Origin of the sequence: Faecalibacillus faecis, assembly GCF_003024675.1 — a bacterium.
Classification (GTDB): domain Bacteria; phylum Bacillota_I; class Bacilli_A; order Erysipelotrichales; family Coprobacillaceae; genus Faecalibacillus; species Faecalibacillus faecis.
This window is the reverse complement of the sequence record NZ_PYLP01000009.1, coordinates 75,975-82,678: the sequence shown is the minus strand read 5'-3', so window position 1 is coordinate 82,678 and position 6,704 is coordinate 75,975. Positions and strand designations below refer to the sequence as shown.

Annotated in this window: 6 protein-coding genes; 2 read left to right on the top strand and 4 right to left on the bottom strand. The window is 32.3% G+C overall.

Annotated elements, in window-relative coordinates:
* From C7U55_RS08465 to eno, 4 genes are all read right to left on the bottom strand, one after another.
* Positions 1-542 (bottom strand): type I phosphomannose isomerase catalytic subunit (locus tag C7U55_RS08465; RefSeq protein WP_318025906.1); only part of this gene is annotated, 542 nt, incomplete at its 3' end.
* Between the two features lie 2 nt (positions 543-544).
* A complete protein-coding gene (locus C7U55_RS08460; RefSeq protein ID WP_106988190.1) occupies positions 545-1,423 on the bottom strand; it encodes a MurR/RpiR family transcriptional regulator in 879 nt (292 codons plus the stop codon).
* 77 nt (positions 1,424-1,500) lie between these two features.
* Entirely contained in the window at positions 1,501-2,805 is a 1,305-nt protein-coding gene (locus C7U55_RS08455; protein ID WP_106988189.1) for a PTS sugar transporter subunit IIC, read from the bottom strand.
* A 483-nt stretch (positions 2,806-3,288) separates the two neighbouring features.
* Entirely contained in the window at positions 3,289-4,578 is a 1,290-nt protein-coding gene (gene eno, locus C7U55_RS08450; RefSeq protein WP_106988188.1) for a phosphopyruvate hydratase, read from the bottom strand.
* A gap of 394 nt (positions 4,579-4,972) precedes the next feature.
* Between eno and C7U55_RS08445 the strand changes: the two genes are divergently transcribed.
* Positions 4,973-5,665, top strand: a complete 693-nt coding sequence (locus tag C7U55_RS08445; RefSeq protein ID WP_048923921.1) for an iron-sulfur cluster assembly scaffold protein — start codon at positions 4,973-4,975, stop codon at positions 5,663-5,665.
* A gap of 17 nt (positions 5,666-5,682) precedes the next feature.
* Positions 5,683-6,681 (top strand): GGGtGRT protein, encoded by a 999-nt coding sequence (locus C7U55_RS08440; protein WP_022001700.1) that lies wholly within the window; start codon positions 5,683-5,685, stop codon positions 6,679-6,681.
* The last annotated feature ends 23 nt before the right edge of the window (positions 6,682-6,704 follow it).

The following is a 6,704-nucleotide window of genomic DNA, read 5'->3' as shown; positions in this document are numbered from 1 at the left end:
TCATAGATCAATGAGCCTTTACAGATAGCATGAATTGTTCCACTTGGAATATAGAAGAAATCTCCTTTTTTGATATCAAACTTATTTAATAATTGATCATAATCATCATTTTCAATAGCTTTTACAAGTTCTTCTTTGGTTTTAGCATGATGTCCCATAACCATCTTTGTATCTTCTTTACAGTCTAAGACATACCAGCATTCTGTCTTTCCTAATGAATTTTCATGAAGACCAGCATATTCATCATTTGGATGAACTTGTACAGATAAATCATTACAAGCATCAATAATTTTTACAAGCAATGGAAATTGTTTATCTTTGATATTTCCAAAAAGTTCACGATGTTCATCAAAGACTTTTGAAAGTGTTTGACCTTTAAATTCTCCTTCTTTGATTTTATTATCACCATTTGGATGTGCTGAAGGTGCCCAACATTCTCCTGTTTGATCACTTGGTATAGCATAGCCATACTTTTCTTTAAGTTGGTTTCCTCCCCAAATCATTTCTTTAAATACAGGTTCTACCCATAAAATATGTCCCATCACTATTCTCCTTTTCCTTTTTCATGTGTTGATTCATTTCTTCTTTCATCCCAATCTAAATTCATAGATACTTTTTTAATAAGTAATTCTTGATAATTCTTTTTAAAGAGTAAGGAATAGATTAAATCTATAATATAATCACTACTTATTTTAGAAGAAAATGTTCCAATTTTATTAATAATATTTTCTTTTGAACACATTGTTAAACAAATATCTGCTTTTATTCTCAAATAACTATCATTTAAAGAAGTGATTGCAATAATGGTTCCCCCATTTATTTTAATACGTTCAACAATAGGTTTAATTTCATTTGTTTGTCCTGAATAGGAAATAATTAACGCTACTGAATTTTTAGTCGTATACAAAGCCTGTTGAGTTTGCTCTGTAGGAATAATTTTCAAGTTAACAAGCTTATTGACATAAGTCATTTTATGTTCAAACATCAATGCTGATAAAAAAGAATCTCCTACCGCAAACAAATCAATGACGTTTGCTTTATCAATATAATCCACTGCTTTTTCTAATTCATTCATATCAAGAACTTGATTAGTTCCTTCAATGGTTTGTTTATAGATTTCTCCAACATTATGACAAATTTCATTTTTCGAACTATCTTGAAGAAATGGCTTATTAAAATTTATTGTAGAGAATGTTTGAGATTGAGTTATTTCGGCAAAATGAACACGAAAGTCATTAAAATTTTTTTCTCCCAATTTCTTACAAAAACGACTAATTGTTGCTGTTGAAGTATAAGTTGCTTCTGCTAACTCTTTAAGATTCATATGAATCACATCTTCTTTATGTTCAATTAAATAATCTGCTATTTTCTTTTCTAAATCACTAAAACCATTTTGGTATTCAATTGTTGATAATAGACTCATATTCTCACCTCTAAATCCATTGTACCTTTATATACAATGAAAGACAAGAATACAACGTATCCTTGTCAATTTCATTATTAAGCTTCTGCAGCTTGTTTGTTTTGGTATTTTTCGTATGCAATTAAGAATGGTACATAGATAACTGTTGAAACAACAATTAAAATTGCTTGAGTTACTGCACCCATAATGTTTGCACCTGTAGCTAAGAAACCAAATACGATTGGTGGAGTTGTCCAAGGTACTGTTAAACATGCAACTGGACAGAATCCGATAACTGTTAATACATAACCAACTAAGATAGTTACTAAACATGCAAATACAAATGGAATACCTAAGATTGGGTTTAATACCATTGGAATACCGAATGTAACTGTTTCATTGATGTTGAATAAACCTGGAACTAATGATAATGAAGCGATTGCTTTGTTATCTTCACGTTTACCAAAGATCATGATTGCGATTACTAAACCGATAGTAACACCTGAACCACCGAATTCACCACACATTTGTAAGAAATACATGTTGATGATATTTTTTGGAGTTTCACCTTTGTTGAATGCTTCAACGTTTTCAAGTGCTAATGGTGTAAATAATGCTTCTTTTACTGCAGACAACATGTTGTTACCATGGATACCTACTAACCAGAATAACATGATTACTAAATAGATAATCATAACACCTGGAATTGTAGCACCTACAGCTCCTAAAGGACCTTGGATACCATTTTTGATAACATCATTTAAGTATAAACCAGTTAAGTTATAACATGCTGATCCAATACAAGCAGTGATGATTAAAGTTAAAGTAGCTGGTACTAAAACTTCGAATGCACGAGCAACTCCTGGTGGAACTTGTTCTGGCATTTTAATTTTTAATGCATCTTGTTTTTCGAAGAAGCAGAATAATTCTACTGATAAAATACCAATGATCATACCAGTGAATAAACCAGTAGCTCCTAATTCATTACCAGCGATACCAGTGAAAGCATCTTTAGCTCCTTCTACCATGTGTGAAGTGTTTGTAACTGATAACCATGCAGCTAAACCTACTAATCCTGGAATATAACCAGCTTTTTCAGCTCCCATGTTCCAAATACCGATTTCTTGGGCAATACCAAGAGTGATACCAACTGTGATACAGCTGATAGTACAGAAGTTAACAGCTTGGAATGCTGGGTTTAAGAAATCTAAAGCCATGATTGGTTTGAAGAACATACCTAACCCAGTACTTTCGTTAACCAATACGTTACACCATAAAACCCCAATTGCCCCAGCGATTGTTAAAGGCATGAAGTTTTGGAACGCATTTTTGATTGCAGATAAATATTTGTTTTGACCGCACCATGCACCAGCACGACCTAAGACATCTGCCATTTTGTCCATAATTATTTCCTCCCTTAATTAATTTTGACATGATTATCATAACGTGACATTTTTCTTTGTTAAAGGCTTACATTGGTTTTTGTTTTTTATTTACAACATTCTTTTTAACTTTTCAAAATGATGTAATTTATTTACATGTCTATACATAAAAAAATCATTTGCAGCTGCAAATGATTTTTGTGTCATTTCCGCAAGTAGTCAAAAAAATACGGAAGGTATTTATTTTATTAAGTAAATGACAATCTTTATTTTATATATAGGATAGAAATTGTATACCTTTTTAAAATATTTAGAGAGTTATTTTCATTAATTTCTCCCAATTAAATAAAGAATGTAATTTATTTACAAAAAAAGATGACTTGCATCACCTTTTTTTATCTATATTATTAAAAGATAATATTTCTTATATGATTTAGTCTAAAATTGGGAAGTTACGATTTAATCGTTAAAGGGATATAACAACATTATCTTTTAATAGCAAAATTATTTATCTAATTGATAGAATGAATCAACGCCACCATATAAGCTTTGTTTTCCTAATTCATCTTCAATTCTTAATAATTGATTGTATTTAGCAATACGGTCTGTTCTTGATGCAGAACCAGTTTTAATTTGTCCAGCATTTGTAGCTACAGCAATATCAGCAATTGTTGTATCTTCTGTTTCACCAGATCTATGAGAAACAACAGCAGTATAGTTTGCTTTTTGAGCCATTTGAATAGCTTCTAATGTTTCAGTTAAAGTACCAATTTGGTTAACTTTAATTAAGATAGAGTTTGCTGTTTTCTTAGCAATACCTTCTTGTAAACGTTTTGTATTTGTTACAAAGAAGTCATCTCCTACTAATTGTACTTTTTTACCTAATTTTTCAGTTAAATATTTCCATCCTTCCCAGTCATCTTGATCAAGACCATCTTCGATAGAAATAATTGGATATTTTTCAACAAGTTCACCGTAGAAATCAACTAACTCTTTTGAAGTAAATGTTCTATTTCCTTCACCCGGTAAAACATATTTACCATCTTTATAAAATTCTGAACTAGCAACGTCCATTGCAAGTTTAACATCTACACCTGGTTTATAACCTGCTTTTTCAATAGCTTCAATAACTGTTTGAATAGCTTCTTCATTTGATTTTAAGTTAGGAGCAAATCCACCTTCGTCACCTACAGCAGTATTTAATCCTTTATCATGTAATACAGCTTTTAAATTATGGAATACTTCAGCACCCATGCGAATTGCTTCTTTAAATGTAGGAGCTGAAACTGGCATAATCATAAATTCTTGGAAATCAATATTGTTATCAGCATGTGCCCCACCATTGATAATATTCATCATTGGTGTAGGAATAACATGAGCATTAGCTCCACCAATATAACGATATAATGGCATACCTAATGAATCAGCGGCACATTTAGCAACGGCAAGAGAAACACCTAAGATAGCATTTGCTCCAAGTTTTCCTTTATTATCTGTACCATCTAAATCAATCATTGCTTGATCGATTTCTCTTTGAGCAAAAACATCATACCCTAATAATTCAGGAGCAATCACTTCATTTACATTTTTAACAGCTTGTAAAACACCTTTACCTAAATAACGTGATTTATCTCCATCTCTTAATTCAACGGCTTCATAAATTCCTGTAGAAGCGCCACTTGGTACGATTGCTCTACCAAAAGCTCCACATTCACTTCTAACTTCAACTTCAACAGTTGGATTTCCACGAGAGTCTAATACTTCGCGTGCTTTAATACTTTGAATTAAATCCATTTTAATACTTCCTTCTTTCATTTTTTTGTTTGTGTTTGTGATTTTTGTTTGTGATTTGGTATCAATAAAAAATGATTTATTAACACGAAGTTAGTCGTAACTAACTACCTATAAGTTAGCATATACTAACCTTATGTGTCAACCTTTTTTATCTTCTTTTTTTTTACTACAAATAACATTTTGTCCTTTTTTTTAAGAAATATTCTTTGATAGATACAAAAAAATTCCTTTTTTCATTTATTTATCTTTCTTGTTTCATTGACTTTCTTTAATCGACACTTTATAATTTGTTCAGGTGAATTCCTTCACCTGAAGGAAGAAATTTATGTAGTTTTTACGTTATTTCTTTTTTAATGTTTGTGATCATTAATGTGATGAAAGGAGAAAATAAAAAATGATTTATTCACATGAAGTTGAAGAAATGTGCACTGTAAATCGTGGTGCATCACACGGATGTGCTCCTATTCCTGAAGAAGGTAAATGGGTATATTCAAAAGAAATCAAAGATATTTCTGGTTTAACACATGGTATTGGTTGGTGTGCTCCACAACAAGGTGCATGTAAACTTACTTTAAATGTTAAAGAAGGTATCATTGAAGAAGCATTAATCGAAACTGTTGGATGCTCAGGTATGACTCACTCTGCTGCTATGGCTAGTGAAGCATTAGTTGGTAAAACTTTATTAGAAGGTTTAAATACTGACTTAGTTTGTGATGCTATTAACACAGCTATGAGAGAATTATTCTTACAAATCGTTTATGGACGTACTCAATCAGCATTCTCTGAAGGTGGATTACCTGTAGGTGCTGGTCTTGAAGACTTAGGTAAAGGTTTAAGATCAATGGTAGGTACATCATACTCTACTAAATTAAAAGGACCTCGTTACTTAGAATTAACTGAAGGTTACATTACTCGTATCGCTTTAGATACAAATGATGAAATTATCGGTTACGAATTCGTTAACTTAGGTAGAATGATGGAAATGATTAAAGATGGAAAAGATGCTAATGAAGCTTTAGAAGCTGCTAAAGGTAACTACGGTAGATTCAACGATGCTGCTAAATACATCGATCCAAGAAAAGAATAATAGGAGGATACGAAAAAATGGCATTATTTGAAAGTTATGAAAGAAGAATTGATCAAATTAACGCTGCATTAGCTAAATATGATATCAAATCAATCGAAGAAGCAAAAGCTATTTGTGATGAAAAAGGTATCAACGTTTATGATATCGTAAAATCTACACAACCAATTTGTTTCGAAAACGCTTGTTGGGCATATACAGTTGGTGCTGCTATGGCAATTAAAAATGGTGATACTAAAGCAGAAGATGCTGCTAAAACAATCGGTGTTGGATTACAATCATTCTGTATTCCAGGATCTGTTGCTGATGATCGTAAAGTAGGTTTAGGTCATGGTAACTTAGGAGCAATGTTATTAAACGAAAACACTCAATGTTTCGCTTTCTTAGCTGGACATGAATCTTTCGCTGCTGCTGAAGGTGCAATCAAAATTGCTGAAAAAGCTAACAAAGTAAGAAAAAATCCATTAAGAGTTATCTTAAATGGTTTAGGAAAAGATGCTGCTAAAATCATCTCAAGAATCAATGGTTTCACTTATGTAGAAACTCAATTCGATTATTTCACTGGAGAAGTTAAAGAAGTATCTAGAACTGCTTATAGTGATGGTCCACGTGCTAAAGTTAACTGCTATGGTGCAGATGACGTACGTGAAGGTGTTGCTATCATGCATAAAGAAGGTGTAGATGTATCAATCACTGGTAACTCTACTAACCCTACTCGTTTCCAACATCCAGTTGCTGGAACATACAAAAAAGAATGTATTGAACAAGGTAAAAAATACTTCTCAGTTGCATCTGGTGGTGGAACTGGACGTACTTTACATCCTGATAACATGGCTGCTGGTCCTGCTTCTTATGGTATGACTGATACTATGGGACGTATGCACAGTGATGCTCAATTCGCTGGTTCTTCATCAGTTCCTGCTCACGTAGAAATGATGGGATTAATCGGTATGGGGAACAACCCAATGGTTGGAGCTACTGTAGCTGTTGCCGTTGCTATCGAAGAAGCTTGTAAATAATTCACAAACTCATATTAAAAAGT

What these genes read in the sequence shown, in the direction of transcription:
- C7U55_RS08460 (WP_106988190.1), bottom strand. Translation starts at nt 1,423, where the DNA reads ATGAGTCTATTATCAACAATTGAATACCAAAATGGTTTTAGTGATTTA.
- C7U55_RS08440 (WP_022001700.1), top strand. Translation starts at nt 5,683, where the DNA reads ATGGCATTATTTGAAAGTTATGAAAGAAGAATTGATCAAATTAACGCT.
- C7U55_RS08455 (WP_106988189.1), bottom strand. Translation starts at nt 2,805, where the DNA reads ATGGACAAAATGGCAGATGTCTTAGGTCGTGCTGGTGCATGGTGCGGT.
- C7U55_RS08445 (WP_048923921.1), top strand. Translation starts at nt 4,973, where the DNA reads ATGATTTATTCACATGAAGTTGAAGAAATGTGCACTGTAAATCGTGGT.
- eno (WP_106988188.1), bottom strand. Translation starts at nt 4,578, where the DNA reads ATGGATTTAATTCAAAGTATTAAAGCACGCGAAGTATTAGACTCTCGT.